Here is a 22,001-nt window from a genome sequence, read left to right as displayed (position 1 = left end):
CCCTTCGTTGGGCCGGGATGATAGCATCGCCCCCACTTCGCGCAACGCGGCTACTTCTGTTCCACCTCGGTCGCGGTGGCCGGGCCTTCGCCCATGATCAGCAGCACGGCGTCCTCGCCCTTGGTGCCGTCCCAATGCACCTGCTTGCCGAAATGCGTGACGAAGCTTCCCGCCGGCATTGCCACGGTGCCGTGATCGGGATCGAATTTCGGACCCGAGCCGACCCACCAGGTGCCCTTCAGCACGACGATGTAGCGATCATTCGGGTGGAAGTGCGGACGGCTGAAGTGATTGCCCTTGGTCCATTTGGTGTAGACCATGTAGAAGCCGGGCTTCGAGGGATCGCCGACCACCACGGCATTCTGCGCGCCGCGCGCGTCGACCGCACTCCAGGGAATCTGGTCCGGCAGCTTGTAGGTGACGGCGGCCGGATTGAGCTCTGCTGCGGAGCAGACACTCAGCGTGCCTTGCGCCGGACAAGACGCGCTCGCGCATGTCTGCTCTCAAGATTGCGGCATCGGGCCGTAACACAACGCAGTTGCAATATGGAAAACGCATTTACGCCGCTGCAGACGATGATAGGTTGCGCGCCAACCAAAAGACGGGAGGATAACCTTGAAGAAGCATCTGTCGATACTGGCGGCGGGACTTGTGATCGGTGCGGCCGCGCTGCAATTTTCCACCGCCGCATCGGGCGATAGCGGCTGGGTCACGCTGCTCGACAGCTCCAAGCAGGGCGACTGGGACGAGGTCGGCAAGGCCAATTGGGCGATGAAGGACGGCGCGCTGGTCGCCGACAAGCTCGACGGCAAGGATCTCTCCTATCTCGTCAGCAAGACCCAATACAAGGATTTCCAGATCCGGGCGGAGTTCTGGACCGACGAGGATGCCAACAGCGGCGTCTTCATCCGCTGCGAAGGCAACAAGGTGATCGACTCCAAGGTCTGCTACGAGGTCAACATCTTCGACAAGCGGCCCGATCCGACCTACGGCACCGGCGCGATCGTCGACGTCGGCAAGGTCGATCCGATGCCGAAGGCGGCCGGCAAGTGGAACGTCTACGAGATCACGGCGCAGGGGCCTCATTTCGTCGTGACGCTGAACGGCCAGAAGACCGTCGACGCGCAGGATTCCAAGCACGCCAGCGGCTACATCGCGCTCCAGTATGGTTCCGGCGTGGTCAAGTTCCGCAAGGTGCAGATCAAGCCGCTCTGACAACGCACGCCGCGGAGAGCCCGGTCGCGCCGCGGCCGGGCTTTTGGCTGTGTGTCGTGTGCTATTCGCCGGGGGTGGTCAGATCGTCTCCCTGCGTGCGCAGATGATGACCGATCACGAGGCCGGTGAGACACAGCAACAGCCCCAGCGCCGGCGGCGCAAACAGCGCCTCCTCCTGGAAGATGCCGTTCACCAGCACGACCATCGTGCCGAACGCAGCGAGCCCCTGGATGAGAATCCCGGACGAGGCGTAGAGGCGCCAGGCCATCAGCGCCACCGCAAAGAAGAACCCAAGCGGCACCACTGCGCCGATGCCCATCTGGTAGAGCAAGACGCCGACGGCGCTCTCCACCGCGCCGTCCATTGTGCCGGCCGCTTGCGCCGCGTTCCAGTCGATCGAGAAGTAACCTTCGGAGAGATTGCCGCCGACGCCGAGGCCGCGGCCGATCGGATTGTGCAGGAATCCATCCCAGCCGCCCATGAAGCCGATCACGTGAAAGTCGCCGATCTGGAGGCCGATGTAGATCGCTGCGATGGCGTACACCACGAGCCCGGCCAGCGCCACGGCAAGGGTGATGGTGGCGCCGAGCAGCCAGGTTGCCGTCCAGGCCAGGGCAACGAAGATGACCAGGATGAGCGCGCCCTTCACGCTGCAGAAGATCAGCAGCGGGATCGCGACCAGCGCCAGCCAGCGATATCCGACCGCGAACAGGAACAGGATGGAGAAGGCGATCCCGTAGCCGAAGCTGATCGGGCTCATATTCGGTCCGAAAATGCGCAGAATCGACGACAGTCCGAGATCCTCGAACAGCGGGCTGTTGAGAAAGCTGAAGCGGAAGCGGTCGATCAGATCGACCGGGACATTGCCGGTTTGGCGCATCTCGGCTTCCCAGGCTCCGGAGCGCGTCGCCTTCAGCTCGTCGAAGTGCCAGAACGTGTAGCCGTTGGTGATCTCGAGCCAGAAATCGCGAAACAGCAGTTCGACATAGCCGCAGACGATCAGCAGCGTGGCGACCGTCACCAGGAACGGCGTAACCCGGATCTCGAAGGTTGCGGCCGTCAGCAGCGACAGCTGAAACAGGAACAGCGGAAATGCGATGTTGCGCAGATAGACCAGGGCCGCATGCGCGTCCTGCGTGGCGCCGAGCAGGAAATAGACTCCCACGACCGCGAGGGTCATCAGCCCCCAATTCATGATCCGGTCGATCTCGGGCGAATGCTTGCGCTCGCGCAGCAGGTACAGCGCCAGCGTCACCAGCCACATGACCGCGCAGATCAGGAAATTGTAGCCCTTGACGAAATCCATCTCCTGCTCGGTCGTCATGGTGGACGACAGGATCGAGACGAACAGGTTCTGGAAGAAGATGATGAAGACGGCGATCGACGGCGCATAGGCCGGCGCCGCGAGCACGATGGCGCAGCCGATCAGACCCTCGACGGCGATCGCGAGGCCAGCGTTGGCCGCCTGCATGATCGGCGCGAATGCGATCGATGCCACGGCGATGCCGAGCGCAGGAACGAGGTCGCCGGCCAACAGCGGCCGCGGGGCTATGTCTGCTCGCACAGGCTCTGACCTAAATGACCGGATGGGTGGCGCGCCACACCCGCATCGTCGATCTAGCCGCGCATTGTGTAAGAACCGGTTAACCAGATGGGTCAGCGCGTCCCGAGCAGCGCCTTCAGCACGTCGCGGTCGGCCTTGCCGGTGACGGCATCGGCGAGGCCGAAGCCCTGCGACAGTTCCCAATGGGTCCAGCCCCAGCACTGCTGCCGGGCGTAGGCCGTGACGTCGGCGAGCCAGCGTAACCGGCTGTCGCGCGGCGCGCCGGCCTTCAGCACCCCGAACTCATTGATGATAATGGGGCGGGAATATTGCCGCTGCCAGGCAGCCGCGGGCTCGAGCCATTGGTCGATGCTGCGGCCCTGGATGGCGCGGTCGACCATCGCAAGCGCCTTGGGCTTGTTCAGCGCGGTCAGCTGCTCCCGCAACTGCTCAACCTTCGGATCGTCGGCGCGGATCGGATAGGGCAATCCGACGACATCGTGGAGCGGCTCGCTCCGATCCCAATGCGCCTGATGGGTGAACACCATCGGATCGTAGAAGTGGATGGCATAGACAACGTTCGGATCGTCGAGCGGCGTGAAGCCCGGCAGCGAGTCCGCACGCTGCCAGTTGACCGGACCCGTGATCAGCGTTGTCTGCGGCAGCAATTGGCGAATGAAGCCGGCCAGTTCCCGGACTTCACCTTGCCATTGCGCGGCATCGACCTCCGGTTCGTTCAGCAGTTCCGCAAACACCCGATCGGAGGGGTAGCGTTGCATGATCCGCGCGAGCGCGGTCCAGGCGCTCTTCATTTCGGCCATCGCGCCGGGCGGATCGTCCTTGTGCAGCGGGTTGAAATGCTGGCCCGAATGCAGGTCGATCGAAACGGTAAACCCGAGTGCGAGCAGGGTCTTCAGCGCGGCATCGACGGTTTGCAGCCGGCTCTCGATCTCCGCCTTGGTGGCGAAGCGCGGCATGACCAGGTCGGCAGGTACCGGCAGCCGGATGTGGGTCAGGCCGGCCTTGCGCAGATCGAGCAGCAGGCTGCGCGGCGGCGCCGACCGCGGATCGACGACCCACCCGTCGGCATTGACGCCGCGCGACAAGGCCTTGATCCGGTCCGGGGCGACGCCTTCGATCAGGGCAGGGCAGGCTCGCGCGGCGACGGATAGCAGAATGGATGCGATGGCGATGATGGCGGGGATCGTTAACCGGGCCATTGGACGATCAACTCGCGATCAATGTCGCAGCGACGACGCAAAACGCGGCGCGGCTGGCGTGCCGCTCACGCATACTGTCTGTCGTGCTGCTGACCTGCGACAGTCGACTGGAGTTCGTTGAGAACGACACCGGCGAGCTTTCGCTCGGTGCCACCGAGCGCGGTGATGATGTCTTCCATCGACGCGTTGATGTCGCGATCCACCGGCAGTGCCGCGATCAGCCCGTCGGCCATGTCGAGCAGCCGCTGTTCATCCAAACCCCACGGCATCGGTGGCCCGTCCAGGATCACGAGATCGTAGCCCCGGGCGGAGCGCGCCTGCGCGATCGTCCTCTGGATCGCCTCGCTGGCCTTGGCGGGATGGCCCTGGATTGCCGGCAGGATGGCAATGCCGTTTGCGGTGTTGATAGCGCGGGACGCCTTGCTTCCAATGGTGAGCCAGTCGAGCCGGCTCGGCCTGCTCTGAGCGGGATGCGCAACCCTGTCGGTCAGCGCATGGACGGTTGCATCGGCGTCGATCAGCAGCACGCGGGCGCCGTCGCGCGCGGCGACGAGCGCGATGTTGAGCGCGACAACGCTGCGGTCGGGATCGTCGGCGGTGCCGATCACGGCCAGCACCGGAACGGCCTCCGGGGCGGCGCGCGTCGCCAGCGCCGCATGGATCTGTCGCATCGTGTTGGAGAACGGCCCCAGCGCCGAGCTGGTACGCAGGGTCGGCCAGCCGAACCGCGTGACGTCGGCGGGATTGTCGCCGGTCAAGATTCCGCCAAGCGTGCGCATGACATCGGATTCCTGCAGCTCGGCGATCAGCGGCTTCTCGATCACGGGCTTGTCGATGAGGCGGGCAGCCGGCTGCACCGCGGGCGGGGCCTGCACGGGCGGCTTGGCCTTGGCGATGACGGGCTGTCGTTCCGGTGCGGCATCCTGTTTCGGCTGGAGCCTGGGGCGGATCGGATCGGCGCCGGGCGCCAGCTGGCTGGCCGCAACGATCCACGCCGCGGCGGCGAGGGCGCCGAACAGGAAGCCGATCATCGCGAGCAGAGTCATCGGCGGCGGGAAGGTGCGCTGCTGCGGGATCGTCGCATCGCCGATCACGCGCGCGCTCGAGGTGTTGAGGCTCTCCTGCTCCTCGGTCTCGCGCGAGCGCTTGAGGAACGACTGATAAACGTCGCGGCTGGCATCGACCTCGCGCTCGAGCTCGCGCAGCCGCACCGACGCCTGGCTCATCTGCACACTCTGGTGCTTCTGAACGTCGAGCGCCTTGTTGAGCGACGCTTCATAGTCGCGCGCCCGGGTCAGGTCGTTCTTGGCAGATACCGCAAAGCGGTCGATCTCTTCCTTGATGGTCCGGCGCAGGTCCTCGACCTGCTGCTCGACCTGGCGCAGCGCCGGATGGCGCGGCCCGAGCTCGCCCTGCAGCTCGGCCTGGCGCTTCTTGGCATCGGCATATTGCGAGCGCAGATTGGCGATGGTCGGCGACTGCAGCGCTTCGGAGGTCGCGCCCGCGTCCATCGCCCCGCGGCGGCTGGCTTCGATCTGGTCATACTTGGCCTGCGCATCGAGCGTAAGCGCCCGCGCCGCGGCCAGCCGCTGGTTGCCGACCGAGAGCTGCTGGTCGGTGAGCAGATTGTCCTGCGAGCCGACGAAGTTGTTCTGCGCCTTGTAGGTCGCGAGCGCCTCTTCGGCGTTGCGCAGGCGCTGCTGCAGCTCCTTCAGCCGGCCGGACAGGTCACGGGTGGCGCGCCGCGCGGCCTCGGCCTGGGACTGCTTGGACTCGGTGAGATAGGCCTTGGCGATCGCGTTGGCGAGCATCGCCGCCTTGACCGGATCGTGCGACCACACGTCGATGTCGACGATGAAGGTGCGATCGGTCTTCTTGACGTTGATATGCCGGTTCAGCGTATCGAGCGTAGTCATCTCGATCTGCTGTTGCTGCTCCGCCGTCGTGCGCGGCTCGATGCCGAACAGGCCGAGCAGCGAGGCGAGCAGGCCCTTGCTGGCGGCGCCACCGCCGAACTCGGGATCCTTCACCAGGTTGGTGTCGCGGATCACCTGCAGCAGCACATTGTTGGATGTGATCAGCCGCGACTGGCTCTCGACCACCATCGAGAGGCCGGAGACGTCCTGGGCGCGCGGGGTCAGCTCGCGCTCGACCAGCTGCAGCTCGCGCGGGTCGACATAGAGCTGGGCACCCGCGGTATATTTCGGTGTCAGGCCCTTGCCGATCGCGACCGCGATGCAGGCGCAGAGCAGTGCGGCTGAGACGATCGCGACTTTGCGCACCCACAACAGCCGGACCAGCTCGAGCACGTTGAAGCCGGCCGGGATTGCGGCCCGGCGCGGCTCCGGCTTGGCCCGGTTGATCGGCTGGTCATAGCTAAGCATCGACCCCAGCTTCCGTCTGAATGGCCGCACGCATCGGCTGAGGAGCACTCTTTCGGGTTACGCAACGCGCACGAGACGACGCGGAAAAGACGCAACACGAAAAATTAACCATACTCATTCGCCGACTATTCACCAGAAAGGCAAACAAAGGGTTTAAGCGCGGGCGCATCGAAACGCCTCCGCCATCGTCAACACAGGGACATTGCGCCGCGCCGCCGCCTCCAGCGCGTAGGTCAACAGGCCGGGCGTGCAGCCATAGAGGCTCGGCGCTTCGGCGACGTCGTGGCTGTAGAAAATTAACCAGCCGTTCATGTGTGCCGCCTCGGCGAAGGCCATGTCGATCCGGTCGCGGGACATCTGGCGGTCGATCAGCGGCATGGCGCGGAGGAATTGCAGGTCGACCTCGCCGCTGTTCACGCCGGGCACGATGCTGCGGCAGGTGCGGAATTCGGACCTCAACTGGTGCTTCCGTGCGTAGGAGCCGTAGCCGAACGGGTAGGCGAAGGTCTCGACCGGCATGGTCGGATCGAGCGAATGGAAATAGGTCCGGTTGCGCGCGATCTCCGCGGCCAGCGAAGTCTCGTCGAGATCGCAGGCGCGGCGGTGCGAGAATGTGTGGCAGCCGACCTCATGGCCACGGCGATGCAGCGAGACGACGTCGTCGGCGCTGCCGGTGATCCAGTCCGGTGCGTTCAATCCAACCAGTCCGCCCGACACGTAGAAGGTACCGCGGGCGCCGTAGGATTCCAGGATGTCGGCGCCGAATGTCGCCGCGCTCTTCGGCAGATCGTCAAAGGTAAAGGTCACCATCGGCGTGGCATTGTTCAGGCGAAAGCGCTCGACCTGCACATGCATCGCCAGCCGGTGACTGACCTTGACCCTGGCTTCTGACCACAATGCGTTCATGACTCAAGCTTCCGCAAGATCACGTGGTAATCGCCGTGCCGGACGTCGATCTTGCCCGGCAACAACGCGTTCATCGCCTTCGCGCCCGCGTCGATCATCGCGGCCAGCAGCGGCTTGCGCCGGCGCATCTCGGGATAGCGCGGGCTCTCGTACTTCTTCCGGTAGATGACCTGCAGTCCGCGGCCGGCCACGAACGCCTCGAGGTTGCCAGGGGTCACCAGCGGATGGAAATGGGTCGGGAAAGGCGCCTCGCCCGGCAGCCCGGCGTTCTTCTCGCCGCGCACATGGCGGTAGAACCAGACATGAAACCAGTGCGGGGAGTATTTCGTGACGATGCCCGACAGCGACTTCGGGTTCGGTGCGCCGATCAGCAACAGCCCGTTCGGCTTCAGCGCCTCGCAGAACCCGCTCAGCACGGCCTCCACATCGGGGATGTGCTCGATGACGTTGTAGCAGATGATCAGGTCGAAACGCCGCGGCGGGAAGCGATAGGTCTGGATGTCGCCGAGGATGGCTTCCTGCGCATAGCCGTTGTTGCGGATCTGATCGGCGTCGATGTCGACGACGGTGACATGCGAACGGCGCAGCACGCCGAGCGGCAGATAGCTGGTCGAGCCGCCGCCGGCCTCGTAAATCGAGAGCGGACCGGCTGGCAGCCGGGCCTCGAGGATGCTGTGAACCGTGAGCAGGCTCTGCTTGGCTTCGCCGGGCGGCAAGGCCAGCAGCGATTCCGGATGGATTTCAGCGGGGACGGGCATCGGGAGTTCGGTGAGCGGGGCGGGACGCGCAGCAAGCGCGAGGGATCGGTTCATCGGCTCATCCAACGTTGCTGTTTGCGGATCTGGTGTGGAACATGACAAGGCCCCGCTTCAGCCGGCCGCGCAGCCGCGCGATGTCGAACAGCCAGCAGAGCGCGGCGTAGACGACGAGCCCGGCTCCGATCAGCACGATGCTGGCGGGGAGATCGGCGAGGTCGAGAGCGCGGTCGAGCGCGCCGACGGTGAGCGCCATCGCGAGCGCGGCGACCATGATCAGAGCGAGCCGGCCCAGCGGAATCGGAATCCGGAAAGCGAAGCGGCTCAGGACCAGGGCGCAGACAAAGCCCGCGATGTCCGCGCCAAGCCGCGCCCATGCCGCGCCGATGGTGCCGTCAAGGCTGACCAGCACGTAGGACAGGATCACATTCGCGGCGATGATCGAGGCGGTGTTGATCAGGTAGAAGGAGTTGCGTCCCGACAGCAGGAAGCTCGCATGCAGATATTGCTGCGTCAGCACCTGGAACAGCACGGCGATCGCGATGACCGGCATGATCTCGCTTGCAACCGCGCGGAAGTCGGCGCCGAGGACAATGTTGGCGACATGCGGGGCGATCAGCGCAAAGCCGAGACAGGCCGGCAGCGTGACGCCGGCAAGCAGTTCGAGGCAATCGGCGAGATGGGTCCTGACCGCGCCGTCGCCCTGCCGGGCGTGGATCTGCACGGCCATTGGGAAGAACGCCGCGGCCATGCTCATCGCCGGCATCATCAGGGTCTGGCGCACCAGGTCGAGCGCTGCGACATATTTGCCGGCGTCGGCCGCGCCGACCAGGTTCGCGATCATGAAGCGATCGGTCACGCTCGAGATCGCGAGCAGTGTCAGCGACAGGGTCAGCGGCAGGCCGGTGCGGGCGAGCGACTGCAGGTCGGCACGGTCGAAATTGACGATGGTGCCGCGCCATGCGCTGCGCGACTGCACGAGCACGGCGAGGAGATAGGCCGAGGCGGCCGCGAGCAACAGCAGGACGCCGGTCGGGCTGACCAGCGCAACCACGACGCCAAGGCCGAGCAGGGCGGCCGCGCGGACCAGCGTTGCCTTCATGACCGCGAGCGCCTTCAGCCGTGCACGCAGCAGATCCTGCGTCAGCTCGAACAGGCCGATCGCAATGGCGAGAACCACCGCCGAGAGCGCGGCGGTCGCATCGAGGCCGACGAGCCGGGCCAGCAGATAGGCGATGGGCGCGGTCAGGCAGCAGATCAGGTAACCCGACACGACCAGGCCGCGGACGTCGGTGCCGTCGTTGCGGGCGTGGCCGCTCAGGATCAGGTTGCGAAACCAGCCGACCAGGAAGACCGATATGACCGAGGCGAAACCAACGCCGAGCAGAAAGATGCCATAGTCATGCGGTGCGAACAGCCGCGTGAAAATGAACACGCTGAAGAGTCCAAGCAGCGCCGAGAGCACGTTGGCGGTCAGGTTGATGCTGGCCTGTCCGATCAGCATGATGCGGCGAGCTCCGAGAGCCTTGTCGCCGCCGACGACGCCAGGATGGCGTCGCTCTCGGCCACGACCTCACGAATCGTCGCGACCGGCGTCCCCGAGAACGATGCGATCGAGAATGCGACGTCATCCCTGTTGGCGCGCAGCAGCAGCCGGGTGAGTTCGTCCTTGCTCAGGGTCGGATCGTCCCAGTAGCTGACGCATGGCGTCTTCGGCACGTCGGAGTGACGCAATGCGGCGGACTCGTCGTTCTCGACGAAGAAGCCGTACAGCAAATATTCGGAGAACTCGCGGGTCCGGCACAGCGCCTCGATCCAGCTCATCCCGGTGACGGCCTCGATGCGCTCAGTGAGCGCGCGGGTGGTCTGCTTGTCCCAGAAGATGATGTGTCCGATGAAGTCCGGCGCCGGGAAAGGCGGCGTCGGCAGCCCGATCAGCTGATGGCTGGTCTCCAGCCAGCGTGAATGGCGCGGCTGGTCGGCGGTGACGGCATCGGCCATTTTCAGCAGCGGGATCGTGTTCGGGTACTGGAAGCGCGAAAGGTCGAAATCGCGGAAGAACACGATGTCGGAATCCAGGATGCAGAAACGCTCATAGGGTAACGCGATCGTCGCCGCGATCTTCAGGATCTGTTGCACATGCCAGCCGTTCACCGGCTTGGCGCGCAGCGACCACCAGAACTGGCGGCGCTTGCGCTGGATCATGCGCGGCAGCGGCCGCAGCCAGTCGGGCAGGAAGGATGAGGCCGGAACAATGATGCGGCGTTCGCTTGCCAGCGGCGCGAACAGCGGCAGGTCGCAATCCGGGACCAGCAGATAATGCCTGGAGAACGACGTGACGTGACGATCCACGCTCTCGCAGAGCAGCGTGCAAATTTCCAGATCGCGCCCATAGGTCGGGGTCAGCAACGCGACAGGGTTCATCTCGTAACTCTCTCCGGCGACACCGTGTCAGGGCGGAACATCGTGGCCGCCAGACTTGTCCTGAACCTCAGTTCAGCAAGATCGGTGCCGGAGCGTTTTGACGGCCTTGCCAGCGGCGGCAATGGTTAAGCATTGGTAAATAGCCGCCCGCCGCGGCCGTTAACGGATCGCAAATCATCGTTCGGCTGCGCGATTTTGACGCTGGACCGGGATGTTGCCCGGATATTGCAGTGCTGGCGTCTCGAATGCCGACGAGGTCGGCGCAGGTGAGCGCACATGCAGATTCGGTGGTATTTCCGGCGGGTAAGCGGCCCGGCCGAACAGCGGGCCGCACCATCAGCCCATTTCGAGACATCCGTGCTGTCGGCGTTGTGTGCTTTTGGCACGCGCGCCGCGAGCGAGCCGACTGGAGCGCGGGATGCCAACTGATCACGGAATCACGCGGCGTGGTGCCCTCGCATTCGCGGCGCTTGCCGTGGGCGGACTGTCGACCGCGCGGTCCGCGCCGTCAGCCCGATCGCAGCTCGGTGCGAATTCGGCGCGGTTCGCCGGCGCCTTCGTCAATTGGGGCGAGACCGGTCGCGAGCATGTGTTGCAAGCCTGGGAGACGTGGCTTAACCGGCCGCGGTCGTCGGTGCTCGGCGTCGACTTCTATGGCCAGAACAGCTGGGACGACTTTCACAAGCTCGATTGGGTGCCGGGGCTCTGGAAGAAGCTCAATCCGGCGCGCAATCTGGTGTGGTCGGTGCCGCTCACCATGTCAGGCACACCGCTCGCCGATGTCGCGGGCGGCCTGCACGATGCCGAGTTCGAGGCGGCCGCGCGCGCCATCGGCGCGGCGCATCCGAAGGCGATCATCCGCCTCGGCTGGGAGATGAACATCTCCAACTCGGGCTGGTTCGCCAAGGGCAATGAGGCCGATTACATCAAGGCGTTCCGTCGCGTGGTTGGAATCTTCCGTCGACATTCCCGCAGTTTCAAGTTCGACTGGTGTCCGGGCTGGGGAGCTCAGGACATGCCGGCCGACGCCGCCTATCCTGGCGATGACGTCGTCGACTTCATCGGCCTCGACGTCTACGACTTCAAATCGGACGGCAGCGCCGCGGAGCGCTGGACCAATTCCTGTTTGAAGGCGCCCTTCGGTCTCGAATGGCAGCGCACGTTTGCAGCATCGCGCGGCAAGCTGATGAGCTATCCGGAATGGGGCGTCGGCCAGTCCGGCGACAACGCGCATTTCGTGCAGCAGATGCACGACTGGTTCGCCGCCAATCAGGCCGCGATCGCCTATGCGGCCTATTTCGATGTCGACGGCCTGTGGCCGACACAGATCGACAACGGCCAGTTTCCGCAATCCGCGAGCCGGTTCCGAAAATTGTTTGGGGGTTGACCAGCGGTGTAGTCTGTTCAAAAGGCGGCAGTAGAAATCAGGCGCCTTTCGCAAGCCCGTCATGGCCGGGCTCGTCCCGGCCATCCACGTCTTTCTTACGCAACTGACGCAAAGACGTGGGTGCCCGGCACAAGGCCGGGCATGACGAAAAGTGAGTCACACTTCAGACGGTTAGAAAGGCTCAAGCTCTCGGCTGTCAGGCGGCCTTGGTGTTGGTCAACAGCGTCAGGCCCATCTTCAGCTTGTCCTGCAGCGTGCGCTGCGCAAGGCAGGTGAACAGGCAGAGCTTGTCGCAGGCGATGGTCTCCTTGCGGCGGGCCTGCGCTTCCTCGCTGTACCAGATCTCGCGCGCCGTCTGGGTGCGCACGTTGCCGATCGGCTTGAAGAACCAGCACACTTCGAGACGGCCGTCGGAGCGGATGAAATAATTCCGCATGCCGACGCGGCAGGGCATCACTTCCTTCGGCGCCTTCTCGCGGCGGAAATGGTTCGGCCAGGCGCGCAGCACGGCCTCGCCGTTGAGGATCGGCGCGCCCTCGCGCTTCATCCGCAGCAGCTCGTCGCGGACCTTGATGAGATCGTCCTGCTCGTTCTCGCCGATCCACAACTCGTCCTCGACCTCCTGCGTGCCCTGCTCGACCGGCTGGAAGCTCAGCGCGGTGGCGCCGATCTGCTGGATCCAGTCGACCATTTCGGGCAGGCGGCGGAAGTTCAGCCGGTGTACGACCGGCTTGATGATGATCGGGAAATCCAGACCTTCGGCACGGCGCTGCTCGGCGACGTTGCGGATGCCCTGGACGATGTCGCTCAGCGAGTTCTCAACGCCGCGCGAGTAGTTGTGGATCGCCGGATCGGTGGAATCGATCGAGATGTTGATGTTGAACGGGTGCGCCTCGACGGTTTGCGCCACGATCTTCTTGTTGAGATAGGCGCCGCCGTTGGTGGTGACGCCCCAGTGGATGTCGTTTTCGCGGCAGAACCGCAGCAGGTCGAGAAAGCCCTTCTTGATGTAGGGCTCGCCGCCGGCGAATTCGACGTGATAGGCGCCGATGAATTCCTTCAGGCTCGCGAGCGCGCGCTGCCATTCGGCGATCGACATCTCGTCGCGATAGTTCGGGCGGCGCCAGTAGTCGCAGTAGCGGCACTTGTAATTGCAGCGTTCGACCACCTCGGCGAAGATCGCGGCCGGGCGGGTGACGTCGCGGCCGGTACGCAAATAGAGCTCTTCCGAGAGGGCGTTGCGGACGTGTTTGGTGCCGAGCGAGACGAGGTCGAGCGCTTTCAAGGTGAACCTCAGGCAGTGTTTTGCGTTGTTGCGATCGGATCGATCGAGGATTTATGGGTTGATCAGCAAATTGAATGCCAACTGCAACGCAAGACGCACAGCACGCGCGCGCGACGGCTCTTAACCCTAAGGATCGGCTAACGGCGTGGCGCGGATCGTGAGGCCGCGCCCCACGCGGCCGTCAATTCCTGCAAATCGCTTTGTTCGACTTCGAATTAACCTTGCGACGAAGTTGCGGTAACGCGCGGCACGTCTGGAGCGGATTTTGCCATGAGGTCGCCGTAACGTGTGTTTCGCGTCCGTATTGCCGCCTGTGTCGGTCACTTTGGGACGGCCATGTCCCATTCCGATCCGTGTCGGGATGATGCGTCGCGGATCGCGATTGCCAGGAGGGCATGGAGATGTCGACCGAGCTTGCTGTAGCGGACCGCGCCTGGGTAACCATCTCGCCCGCGCTGGATTGCTCCGTCGAGACCGTCATCTGCATTCCGAGCTTCCGCCGGCCCAAACACTTGCGGCTGACGTTGGAGTCGGTGGCGGCTCAGCGCACCGAGCGCAGCTTTGCGATCGTCGTGGTCGAGAACGATGCGGCGCGCTGCGAGAGCGCGCCGGTCGCGGCCGAGTTTCTCAATTCCGGCAAGCTTCGCGGGGTCTGCGTCGTCGAGCCGCGGCAGGGCAATTGCCAGGCGATCAACGCGGCGTTCGAGACCGCGCTCGAGACCTTTCCGAACGCGCAAAACTTCCTGATGATCGACGACGACGAGGTCGCCTCGCCGGATTGGCTGGAGCGGATGGTGCAGGCGGCCGAGAGCTCCGGCGCCGAGATCGTCGGCGGCCCGGTGTGGCCGAATTTCGATGACAAGCACAAAGGCAGCCTCAGGCGCCATCCGGCGTTCGCGCCGGCCTATCATGCCAGCGGTCCCGTCCCGGTGATCTATGGTTGCGGCAACTGCCTGATCCGGCGCGCGGTGTTCGACAAGCTCGGACAGCCCGCCTTCGACCTGCGCTTCAACTTCCTCGGCGGCGGCGACCACGACTTCTTCGCGCGGGCGCGCCGCGCCGGCTTTCGCTTCTTCTGGGTCACGGACGCCGTCATCAGCGAGACCGTTCCCTCGACCCGGACCAATCTCGGCTGGATCGTGCGGCGCGGATTGCGGATCGGCGCGATCAACTACCATATCGAGCGCAAGGCGGCGCAGACAATGTGGTCGCGCGTGGCCGTCAAGGCCAAGATGTTCGGCCTGGTGCCGTTCTCGCTGTATCGCTTCACGCGCATCGTGCTGCGCGAGCATCAGGCGGTGATTGCGATGCACCCGATGGTGGTCGCGGTCGGCAGCGCGCTTGCCGTGCTCGGTATCGAGCCGCAGCCCTACGCAGCTTCCAAGATCGCGTCGTGAGCGAGTTGTCCGTCACCGCGGAAAGCCGGGCGCTGATCGCCGACATTGCGCGCCGGCCGGTGATGGACATCGTCCGCGGCGCATTCTTTGTCGGCATTCTCCTGCTGGTCTGGATATCGCTGCGTCCGTTCGCGGATCTGAGCGGCTTCTATGTCGGCGACGTGGTCACCGGCAAGGATGCGGTGCTTTACGCCTTGTTCGGCGTGCTGATGGTCGCGATGCTGGCGCTGACCTTGCGCGACAATCAGCCGGCGCTGAAATCATTGCTGACACCGGCGTTCCTGCTGTTCGCGGGCTGGATCTGCGTCACCGTCGTGCTGTCGTCTGATCCGGCCACCTCGCTGCGCCGTCTGGCGTTGTCGGTGTTCGTCATCGTGGTGACCGCGACGCTGCTGCTGCTGCCGAAATCGCAGGGCGAATTGATGCGCTGGTTCGGCATCGCCGCGCTGGTCCTGCTCGTGACCTGCTATCTCGGCGTTGTCCTGGCGCCCGATCTGTCGATCCACCAGGCCACCGATCCGCAGGAACCGGCGCTTGCCGGCAACTGGCGCGGCGCGTTCGGCCACAAGAACGTCGCGGCCGCGATGATGGCGATGCTGATCTTCCTGGGCATCTATCTGATGCGCGCCGGCGGCTGGCTGTCGGGCATCGCCGTGACCGGGCTTGCCGCGGTGTTCCTGTTCTTCACTGCCGGCAAGAGCGCGATCGTGCTCTGCGTCGCCGTGCTGATGCTGACCGCGCTGATGCCGGTAGTCTGCTCGCTGTGGGGCCGCGCGCTGCTGCTGCTGACACCGCTGGTGCTGCTCAATCTGTTCAGCGTCGGCACCGTGATGAGCGATACGCTTGCCGCGATCGCCGACCGGATGCCGATCGACACCTCTTTCACCGGCCGTGCCGACATCTGGGCTTTCGCCCTCGAATCGCTGCATCAGCGGCTATGGACCGGCTACGGCTTCGAGTCGTTCTGGGGCACCAGCGCGATCCAGAATTTGCAGGAAGGCAAGGAGTGGGCGGGCTACGCCTCGCACAGCCACAATGGCTATCTCGACACCGCGCTCGGGACCGGTCTGCCCGGTCTCGTGCTGTTGATCGCGGCTGTCGTCGTCAAGCCGTTGCGCGACTTCCAGGCCGCGGATCGCGGCGGCAATGATGCGCCGCTGACGATGCTGTTCCTGCGGATCTGGCTGTTCGGCCTCTATCTGTCGTCGATGGAGAGCTTCTTCCTCGATCGCGCCGATACGATCTGGGTGACGTTCCTGATCGCGGTATTCGGGCTGCATTATCTGGCCCGGTTCCGGATGCGGAGCGAGGTCTACAGCTGCGCGCGGACCGCGTTGGCAACGTCCGCCCACCAGCCGTCGAAATCGAACGGCACGGGGGTGGTCAGCCGCTTCAGCGCCGTGACGATCCGGTCGGCATAGGCGGCACTGTCGGCGTCGCGCGGCACCAGAAGGATCGCGCCGCGATCGATCAATTCCTTGAAGCGCGGATGGTGGTCGAATTCGTCCGGCAGCGCCGGGCCGGTAACGATCAGCGGCCGGCCCGACTGCACGCAGGCCAGGATGCTGGAGCGCCGCGCGGTCAGACCCTCGGCCAGCGAATAGCAGAACACGTCGATCTCGCCGAGCAGGCCGAACACCTCGTGATCGGAGGCGACATAGCCGGATACGATCACGTCGCCCTTGAGGCCCAGCTCGGCGACGCGGGCATAGAACTTCTGCTCGATGTTGTCGGTGCCGCGAATGAAGGAGCCGACATAGACGATCAAGGGCTGCAGGCCCCGCTGCTTCAGGATCGCGCCGATCTCGAGCAGCCCGTTCGGCTGCTTGCCGGGATAGATCGAGCCGAAATGCCCGACGATGAGCTGGCCGTTGCTGCGTGCCGCGACGAGCCGCTGCAACAGCATCGAATCCGAAAAGCCGGCCGGCGCCGAGATATTCGGGGGCAACGGCGCCAGCACGCATTTCCGCACCATGCCGCGCATGATGCGATCGTCGGCGAGCTCGCGGCGCACCAGCGGCGAGAACATCACGATGGTGTTGGCGAGCCACAAAGCGGGGATATAGGTCAGCCGGCGGATGCCGTTGAGGCCGGCCCATTCGTGCTGAATCAAGACAACCTTGCGGCGGCGCAGCCGGGCAAACAGCAGCGCGAGCAGCGGGCGCGCGATCACGCGCTTCCAGGCCACGATCGGGAAGTTGCAGACCACGCTATCCGCGCTGCCGACCGCGCGCCAGATCTCGCCGATCCTGCCGTCGGTCCGGGTCAGGGTTAACGCCGTGCTAGCGCCGGGCTCGAGCCTGTCGATCGTCTCCTGCAGCAGGCGGGTGAACTGCCCGACGCCGCAGTGCATCCGCGGCCCGGCGCCGAGAAACAGCGCGCGATATCGGGGTGGTTCAGTCATTCAGTCCTGTCGGCCACGGCGGCCGGCTCCGGAAACGTCGCGGTTAGCCATATCGGCGAGACATTAGCTTTGCGTAACCCCGCGCGCTTACGCGACGGCACCGTTCTTGCCAATCCCTGCTCAAGAGCTGCCAGCTCGTCCCGGAACGGGACATCGGATGAAGCGAAACGGCGCAGCCAGGAGCGCGACCATGACGACGGGCAAGATCTTTGCGAATTGGGATGACAACCATTCCAGGCTCTGGAGCCGTCAGCCGATCCGGCTCGAGCACACCATGCACAAGCAGCCCGCGTTCTCGATGGACGATCTCGCCAAGCTGATCGAGCACTATCCGCGCGAGCATTACAGCCTGGTCAAGACCGGCGCCAAGGGATCGAGCCGGGTCTGGCGCGAGGGCGAGATCGGCAGGCTGCGCGGCCATCAGGTGATCGAGGCGATTTCGCGCGGCGGCCTGTGGCTGAACCTGCGCAACGTCACCGCGATCGATCGCCGCTACCGCGACATGATCGAGCGGATGTTCGGCGAGATCGCCACCAAGGTTCCCGGCTTCGATGCGCCGACCCATCAGGCCGGCATCCTGATTTCGTCGCCTGATGCACAGGTCTATTACCACGCCGATCTGCCGGGGCAGGGCCTGGTCCAGATCGCCGGCCGCAAGCGGGTCTACATCTATCCCAGCACGCAGCCGTTCATCCGGCCCGAGCATCTGGAGAACATCGCGCTGTTCGACGTCGAGGTCGATATCCCCTACGAGCCCTGGTACGACTGGCATGCGCAGGTGATCGATCTCGAACCGGGCCAGATGCTGAACTGGCCGCTCAACGCGCCGCACCGCGTCGAGAATCTCGACACCGTCAACATCTCGATGACGATCTCCTACGTCAACGACGACATCCGCCGCGCCCAGATCCTGCATCTCGCCAACGGCATGCTGCGTCATCGCTTCGGCTACACGCCGCGCAGCCGCAGCATCCGCGGCCCGACCTTCTTCGCCAAGCAGGTGATGCAGAAGCTGCTGCGCGACGGCAAATGGGTGAAGCGCGAACGCGCCATACGGCGCGCGATCGACTTCCGCCTCGACGAGAGCGACCTCGGCAAGATCGTCGACCTGCCCAAGGACCTGCCCAAGGACCCGCCCAAGCCGGCGTTGGAAGCGGCGTAAGCGAGCTTGCCGGTAATAGGTACTGAAATGACGGTCTTGACGACAGCGGTTGAGAAATTCGGGGCGCGGGTCGCTGCCTATGCGGTCGGCTATCGGGTCGAGCTGGTTTCCGATTGGGCGCAGGCGGCCGCTCGCTGGGGCGCGTTCGAGCCGCTTACGGCGTTCCAGCATCCGCAATGGTATGCGTCATGGTACCGGGCGTTCGCGTCGACCGACGGGGTCGAGCCGCTGATCGCCCTTGTCAGCGATGCCGCGACCGGCGAGCGGGCGGCGCTGCTGCCGCTGATCTGTCACCGGCAAGGCAGCCTGCGCATCGTCGAATTCGCCGACCTCAACCTCACCGACTTCAACGCGCCGATCCTCGGCCCTGCCGCACCGCGCGACGACGTCGCTGCGCGGCAGTTCTGGCGCGATTTGCAGGCCGCGCTGCGCAAGGCGCCCGGCGGGGCCGATCTCATCCGGTTTCGCAAGATGCCGGTCAAGCTCGCGATGCGATCCAACCCGCTGGCGCTGCTCGATGGCATCGGACCATCGGTCGTCAACGGCAATCTGCTGACCATCGGCGACGACCACGACGCCTGGCGCTACGAGCTGAACCGGAAGGTTCGCAAGGAATTGGGGCGGAGCTGGCGCGTGTTCACCCGTGAGCGGTCCGCGGCGTTCAGGGTCGCCACGGATACCGGCGAAGCGCTGGACCTTCTGTCCATCACGGAAGTGCAGCAGGGCGCGCGGCTGAACGGCCTCGGGCTCAACTACGCGCTCGACAATGCGGACTGCGCCGCCTTCTATCGCGACCTCGTGCGCGAAGGCACCAGTCGGGGCTATGCTGTCACGACCGCCCTTGCGACCCACGACGAAGTGGTGGCGACGCTGCTCGGCGTCCGCACCGGCTCGCGCTTCGTCATGATCCGCATCAGCAATGCGGGCGAGAAATGGTCGGCCTGTTCGCCGGGCCGGCTGATCATCGATCGCACTATCGCAGAGCTGCACAAGGACGGTGTGCGGGAATTCGATTTCTCGATCGGCAATTACAGCTACAAGCGGCGGTTCGGACCGGAGCGCACGCCGCTGGTCGATCTCAGTGCATCCTTGAGCTGGCGCGGACAACCCTACGCGCTGCGCGACCGTGCCGTGCTGACGCTGCGTCACTATCCAGCGCTCACCGCGCGGCTCAAGCAGGCGCTCGGCAAGTCGACGCCGTCGCGCGAAGATGACTGACGAAAGGGCGGCAATCCCGAACGCGAATGCCGCCCCTGTCGTATCAGCGAAGCTTAGCCGTGTAGCTTCCTGGCGGCTTCCGCGATCGCGCGGCCCTGATAGCGGGCGCCGGCGAGTTCGTTCTCGCTGGGCTGGCGGCTGCCGTCGCCGCCGGTGATCGTGGTGGCGCCGTAGGGTGCGCCGCCGGTGACCTCGTCGAGCTTCATCTGTCCGGCAAAACCGTAGTTCAATCCGACCACCGTCATGCCGAAATGCAGCAGGTTGGTGATGATCGAGAACAGGGTGGTCTCCTGGCCGCCATGCTGGGTCGCGCTCGAGGTGAAGGCGCCGCCGACCTTGCCGTGCAGCGCACCCCTGGCCCAGAGGCCGCCGGCCTGGTCGAGGAAGTTGGCCATCTGCGAGGACATGCGGCCGAAACGGGTGCCGGTGCCGACGATGATCGCATCGTAGTTGGCGAGATCGTCGATCTTGGCGATCGGCGCGGCCTGGTCGAGCTTGTAGTACGAGGCCTTGGCGACTTCGGCCGGCACGAGCTCGGGCACGCGCTTGATATCGACGGTGGCGCCGGCTTCGCGCGCGCCTTCCGCGACGGCATTCGCCATGGCTTCGATGTGACCGTAGGCGGAGTAATAGAGAACGAGAACCTTGGCCATGATGGCCTCCTTTGGGTTGAGGTTAGGGGAGTTGGTTTTGGGGCCGTCATTGCCGGGCTTGACCCGGCAATCCATCGATCTCGAAAGAACCCTTGCGAAACTCGATGGATGCCCGGGCTTCTGCTTGAAGACGCGCTTCGCGCTTTTGCCCGGGCATGACGAGTGGAGATTGAGGTTACGCCGCGTCGACCAGCACGAGTTCGGCATCCTCGAGCGCGGTGATCTTCAGCTTGGCTTCATCGCGGATCGCGGCGCCATCGCGCGCATTGACGCGGACGCCGTTGACCTCGATGCTGCCGGCCGCCGGTACCAGATAGAGGTGACGGGCCTTGTCGGCGGCGTATTCCGCGCTCTCGCCGGCCCTCAGCGTCGTGGCGAGCACCCGCGCATCGGCGCGGATCGGCAGCGCGTCGTTGTCGCCGTCGATGCCGGAGGCGATCGTGACGAGCTTGCCCGAGCGGTCGGCCTTCGGGAACGGCTTCGAGCCCCAGGTCGGGTGACCGCCCTTCGTCGTCGGCTCGATCCAGATCTGGAAGATCTTGGTCCTGGACGGCTCCAGATTGTACTCGGAGTGACGGATGCCGCTGCCGGCGCTCATCACCTGCACGTCGCCGGCTTCGGTGCGTCCCTTGTTGCCGAGCGAGTCCTGGTGCGTGACCGCGCCTTCGCGAACATAGGTGATGATCTCCATGTTGGCATGCGGATGCGCCGGAAAGCCGGAGTTCGGCGCGATCTCGTCGTCGTTCCACACCCGCAGCGCGCCGTGGCTGACATTGGCGGGATCGTAATAGTTCGCGAACGAGAAGTGGTGCTTGGCCTTGAGCCAGCCGTGGTCGGCACCGCCAAGCTCGGCGAATGGTCTGAGTTCGATCATGTGTTACTCCGTTTGATAGGTTGGTTTCGATCTCGTTGGCCCTTGGATATGCCTCCGGCTGTGGTATAGAAATAGAAACTATTGAAACTCATTGTTTCCATATTAAACGATCGGGACAGCGGCCCATGTCGAAACTGCCGGACTTCGAGGCGCTCGCGATCTTCGCAAAAGTCGTGGAATTACGGTCGTTTGCGGGGGCCGCGACCGAGCTCGCGCTGTCCAAGGCGACGGTCTCGAAGGCGGTCAGCCGGCTGGAGGAGCGGCTCGGCGCGCGGCTGTTCAACCGCACCTCGCGGCGGCTGGCGCTGACCGATGCCGGCCAGAAATTGTCGGAGCGCGCCGCGCGGCTGCTGGCCGATGGCGAGGCCGCCGAGAGCGAGGCGCTGGCGCAATCGACCACGCCGCGCGGGCTGGTGCGGTTCGCGGTGCCCATGACCTTCGGCGTCAAGACGGTGGCGCCGCTGCTGCCGGAATTCATGGAGGCCTATCCGGAGGTCGCGATCGATCTGCATCTGAGCGATGCGACGGTCGATCTGATCGGCGAAGGCTTTGATGCCGGCTTGCGCATCGCGCGGCTGCCGGATTCCTCGCTGATCGCGCGGCGGCTGTGCGGCATGCCGCGCTACACGGTGGCGGCGCCGTCCTACCTGAAGCGCTACGGACGGCCGACCCATCCGATGCATCTCGCCGAGCACAAATGCTTCGGCTACGCTTACCTCTCGACCCAGGGCGTCTGGCACTACACCAACGCATCGGGCGAGCAGGCGAGCGTGCGTCCCGCCGGCCAGTTGCGGGTCAACAATGGCGAGGCCGTGATGCCCGCGCTGCTCGCTGGTCTCGGCATCGCTGACCTGCCCGACTTCATCGTCGGCGATGCGATCGCACGCGGCGAGGTCGAAGTGATCCTGAAAGGCTGGAAGCAGCCCGAGGGGGCGGTGCATCTGGTCACGCCGCCCGGCGGCCCGCGCCCCGCCCGCGTCGAGGTGCTCGCGGATTTCCTCGCCAGCCATTTCGCCAAGGGCCGCGCCCAGCGGAAGTAAAGGGCTGCGCTCACCGGAAGTGGTCGACACCACACACGCAGGCTGAAGGCCGCATGACCCGTCACATTCGTGTCATCCCTTTTAAATTGTATAAGTTGTGTGAACTAACCCATGATCGTGGGTCGCCGCGATCG

General features: G+C 64.9%; 19 protein-coding genes. 7 read left to right on the top strand and 12 right to left on the bottom strand.

What is annotated here, in order from left to right; translation table 11 throughout:
* Window positions 1–50: 50 nt before the first annotated feature.
* The gene (locus ACE10Z_RS38420) at window positions 51–353 is read right to left on the bottom strand and encodes a cupin domain-containing protein (RefSeq protein ID WP_375785335.1); all 303 of its coding nucleotides are present in this window, start codon (window positions 351–353) and stop codon (window positions 51–53) included.
* A 262-nt stretch (window positions 354–615) separates the two neighbouring features.
* Here ACE10Z_RS38420 and ACE10Z_RS38415 point away from each other — a divergent pair, with 262 nt between their 5' ends.
* Entirely contained in the window at window positions 616–1,215 is a 600-nt protein-coding gene (locus ACE10Z_RS38415) for a DUF1080 domain-containing protein (protein ID WP_375785334.1), read from the top strand.
* 61 nt (window positions 1,216–1,276) lie between these two features.
* On the opposite strand, the gene ACE10Z_RS38410 is transcribed toward ACE10Z_RS38415, so the two are convergent.
* From ACE10Z_RS38410 to ACE10Z_RS38380, 7 genes are all read right to left on the bottom strand, one after another.
* On the bottom strand, window positions 1,277–2,779 hold the full coding sequence (locus ACE10Z_RS38410; protein WP_375785333.1) for a hypothetical protein: 1,503 nt from the start codon (window positions 2,777–2,779) through the stop codon (window positions 1,277–1,279).
* A gap of 92 nt (window positions 2,780–2,871) precedes the next feature.
* Complete coding sequence (locus tag ACE10Z_RS38405; RefSeq protein ID WP_375785332.1) at window positions 2,872–3,978, bottom strand: glycoside hydrolase family 5 protein; 1,107 nt, start codon at window positions 3,976–3,978, stop codon at window positions 2,872–2,874.
* Window positions 3,979–4,043: 65 nt separating this feature from the next.
* Entirely contained in the window at window positions 4,044–6,362 is a 2,319-nt protein-coding gene (locus ACE10Z_RS38400; RefSeq protein ID WP_375785331.1) for an exopolysaccharide transport family protein, read from the bottom strand.
* A 153-nt stretch (window positions 6,363–6,515) separates the two neighbouring features.
* Window positions 6,516–7,268 carry a polysaccharide deacetylase family protein gene (locus ACE10Z_RS38395; protein ID WP_375785330.1) on the bottom strand — a complete coding sequence of 251 codons (753 nt, stop codon included), beginning with the start codon at window positions 7,266–7,268 and terminating at the stop codon, window positions 6,516–6,518.
* A complete protein-coding gene (locus tag ACE10Z_RS38390) occupies window positions 7,265–8,080 on the bottom strand; it encodes a class I SAM-dependent methyltransferase (RefSeq protein WP_375785329.1) in 816 nt (271 codons plus the stop codon). The genes ACE10Z_RS38395 and ACE10Z_RS38390 overlap by 4 nt, the downstream gene beginning before the upstream one ends.
* A gap of 4 nt (window positions 8,081–8,084) precedes the next feature.
* The gene (locus ACE10Z_RS38385; protein ID WP_375785328.1) at window positions 8,085–9,527 is read right to left on the bottom strand and encodes a lipopolysaccharide biosynthesis protein; all 1,443 of its coding nucleotides are present in this window, start codon (window positions 9,525–9,527) and stop codon (window positions 8,085–8,087) included.
* Entirely contained in the window at window positions 9,521–10,447 is a 927-nt protein-coding gene (locus ACE10Z_RS38380) for a DUF6492 family protein (RefSeq protein ID WP_375785327.1), read from the bottom strand. The genes ACE10Z_RS38385 and ACE10Z_RS38380 overlap by 7 nt, the downstream gene beginning before the upstream one ends.
* 418 nt (window positions 10,448–10,865) lie before the next feature.
* Between ACE10Z_RS38380 and ACE10Z_RS38375 the strand changes: the two genes are divergently transcribed.
* Window positions 10,866–11,834, top strand: coding sequence for a hypothetical protein (locus ACE10Z_RS38375; protein ID WP_375785326.1), 969 nt, complete (start codon window positions 10,866–10,868; stop codon window positions 11,832–11,834).
* A gap of 196 nt (window positions 11,835–12,030) precedes the next feature.
* Here ACE10Z_RS38375 and ACE10Z_RS38370 read toward each other — a convergent pair whose 3' ends face one another.
* Window positions 12,031–13,119, bottom strand: coding sequence for a radical SAM/SPASM domain-containing protein (locus ACE10Z_RS38370; protein WP_375785325.1), 1,089 nt, complete (start codon window positions 13,117–13,119; stop codon window positions 12,031–12,033).
* A gap of 401 nt (window positions 13,120–13,520) precedes the next feature.
* Here ACE10Z_RS38370 and ACE10Z_RS38365 point away from each other — a divergent pair, with 401 nt between their 5' ends.
* Together ACE10Z_RS38365 and ACE10Z_RS38360 are read left to right on the top strand one after the other, a co-directional pair.
* The gene (locus tag ACE10Z_RS38365; protein WP_375785324.1) at window positions 13,521–14,516 is read left to right on the top strand and encodes a glycosyltransferase family 2 protein; all 996 of its coding nucleotides are present in this window, start codon (window positions 13,521–13,523) and stop codon (window positions 14,514–14,516) included.
* On the top strand, window positions 14,513–15,937 hold the full coding sequence (locus ACE10Z_RS38360) for an O-antigen ligase family protein (RefSeq protein ID WP_375785323.1): 1,425 nt from the start codon (window positions 14,513–14,515) through the stop codon (window positions 15,935–15,937). Before ACE10Z_RS38365 ends, ACE10Z_RS38360 begins: the two co-directional genes overlap by 4 nt.
* Here ACE10Z_RS38360 and ACE10Z_RS38355 read toward each other — a convergent pair.
* Window positions 15,829–16,920, bottom strand: a complete 1,092-nt coding sequence (locus tag ACE10Z_RS38355; protein WP_375785322.1) for a hypothetical protein — start codon at window positions 16,918–16,920, stop codon at window positions 15,829–15,831. The genes ACE10Z_RS38360 and ACE10Z_RS38355 overlap by 109 nt on opposite strands.
* A 190-nt stretch (window positions 16,921–17,110) precedes the next feature.
* On the opposite strand from ACE10Z_RS38355, the gene ACE10Z_RS38350 reads away from it, so the two are divergent.
* Entirely contained in the window at window positions 17,111–18,082 is a 972-nt protein-coding gene (locus tag ACE10Z_RS38350) for a cupin-like domain-containing protein (protein WP_375785321.1), read from the top strand.
* 36 nt (window positions 18,083–18,118) lie between these two features.
* On the top strand, window positions 18,119–19,300 hold the full coding sequence (locus tag ACE10Z_RS38345; protein WP_375785320.1) for a GNAT family N-acetyltransferase: 1,182 nt from the start codon (window positions 18,119–18,121) through the stop codon (window positions 19,298–19,300).
* 53 nt (window positions 19,301–19,353) lie between these two features.
* On the opposite strand, the gene wrbA is transcribed toward ACE10Z_RS38345, so the two are convergent.
* Window positions 19,354–19,953, bottom strand: coding sequence for an NAD(P)H:quinone oxidoreductase (gene wrbA / locus ACE10Z_RS38340; protein ID WP_375785319.1), 600 nt, complete (start codon window positions 19,951–19,953; stop codon window positions 19,354–19,356).
* Between the two features lie 175 nt (window positions 19,954–20,128).
* Complete coding sequence (locus ACE10Z_RS38335) at window positions 20,129–20,827, bottom strand: pirin family protein (protein ID WP_375785318.1); 699 nt, start codon at window positions 20,825–20,827, stop codon at window positions 20,129–20,131.
* A 125-nt stretch (window positions 20,828–20,952) separates the two neighbouring features.
* Between ACE10Z_RS38335 and ACE10Z_RS38330 the strand changes: the two genes are divergently transcribed.
* Window positions 20,953–21,867, top strand: coding sequence for a LysR family transcriptional regulator (locus ACE10Z_RS38330; protein ID WP_375785317.1), 915 nt, complete (start codon window positions 20,953–20,955; stop codon window positions 21,865–21,867).
* Window positions 21,868–22,001 lie beyond the last annotated feature (134 nt).

The organism is Bradyrhizobium sp. Pha-3 (assembly GCF_042258615.1).
Lineage (GTDB): Bacteria > Pseudomonadota > Alphaproteobacteria > Rhizobiales > Xanthobacteraceae > Bradyrhizobium.
The sequence above is the reverse complement of the archived record's forward strand: the minus strand, read 5'-3'. Positions and strand labels throughout refer to the sequence as shown.